We start from the raw sequence: 1,314 nt of genomic DNA, 5'->3' as shown, positions 1-1,314 counted from the left end.
TTGACGCTGGCAACATTCGGGAGGACATGTTCGGCCTGATCCTTGAGGCCGATCTCGTCGTGTGCGACATCACAGTCCATAATGCCAACGTCTTCTATGAGCTCGGGATTCGGCATGCTCTTCGAAAGAAGGGCACCATCCTGATTAGGGGCGCACCGGTCGCAGACGCGACGCCATTCGACATCCTAACCGATCGATACCTTGAGTACAGCGTGGACGATCCGGGCAGCAAGTTGGACGAGTTGACTGAAGTAATCCGGGCCACCCTGGCCAGCTCACGTGAAACCGACAGCCCAATCTTCAAAATGCTGCCGACATTGCCCGAAGTTGACCCCGCCGCCGTACATGTACTCCCGACGGATTTCACGGATGAGGTAGCGCGTGCAAAAGCAGCTAAATCAGCCGGCTGGCTGCGTCTCTTAGCTTCCGAGGTGACCGGTCAACGTTTCCAATGGCCAGCGTTGCGGTTGATTGGCAGGGCCCAGTGGGAGCTCGCCGACTATGTCGGCGCACGGCGGACTTGGCTACGCGTCCGAGAGGCTGTGCCGAAGGATCTCGACGCCAACTTTGCACTCGCTAACCTGCTCGAGCGACAATATCGGGGCGAGAAGCGCGCTGAGCTTCTTGAGGCATCAAATCAGGCCATCGCGACCGTCCTTGCGAATGAGCGATCGACCGCCGCGCAACGCGCTGAGGCATTGGCTCTCTATGGCCGCAACCTGAAGACGATATGGCGGCTCGACTTTGAAGCCCTGGGCAGCGTCGCCGATCGCCGGGCCAAGGCCACGAACCGTAATCTTACCAGCAGCTATGAGGCTTACCGCAAGGCCTATTTCGTCGACTTGAACCACTTTTACTCCGGCCTTGCGGCCTTGCAGATGGGCGTCATCGGTCAGGAACTGGCTAACGATCCGACTTGGGAGGACGCCTTCGAAGACAGCGAGCAGGCCGCCGCCTACAAGACGGAGCTGGGGCGGCAGGTCGAGGCGCTCCGCTCAAGCGTGCGGATCGCCATTAACGCCGCTATCGATCGGCTCGGCCGAGAGGGCAAAGACCAAGTTTGGGCCAACATCAGCCGAGCCGATCTGCTGTTCCTGACCGAAGAACGCGATCAACGCGTGGTCCAAGCCTACCGGGACGCCGTTCCGAAAACTGACGCCTTTGCTTGGGATTCAGCCAAGGGACAGCTAGAGCTGTTCGCCGGTCTCCGCATTCGGGCCGAGCGTGCGGATCGCATAATTCGAGAAATGGACGCCTATGTCGAGCCCGCCAAGTCGGTTCCGGACCTAAACCTCGTCGTCGCTGTCGGCCACC

Annotated in this window: 1 protein-coding gene; it reads left to right on the top strand. The window is 60.0% G+C overall.

The window, feature by feature from the left end; translation table 11 throughout:
* Positions 1 to 26: 26 nt before the first annotated feature.
* On the top strand, positions 27 to 1,314 hold a 1,288-nt coding region (locus tag NMG80_RS03570; RefSeq protein WP_367185915.1), incomplete at its 3' end, for a tetratricopeptide repeat-containing protein.

Source organism: Mesorhizobium escarrei (genome assembly GCF_935825525.1).
GTDB classification, from domain to species: Bacteria; Pseudomonadota; Alphaproteobacteria; order Rhizobiales; family Rhizobiaceae; genus Mesorhizobium; species Mesorhizobium escarrei.
Note: the sequence above shows the minus strand (reverse complement) of the source record. Positions and strands in the feature narration are given on the sequence as shown.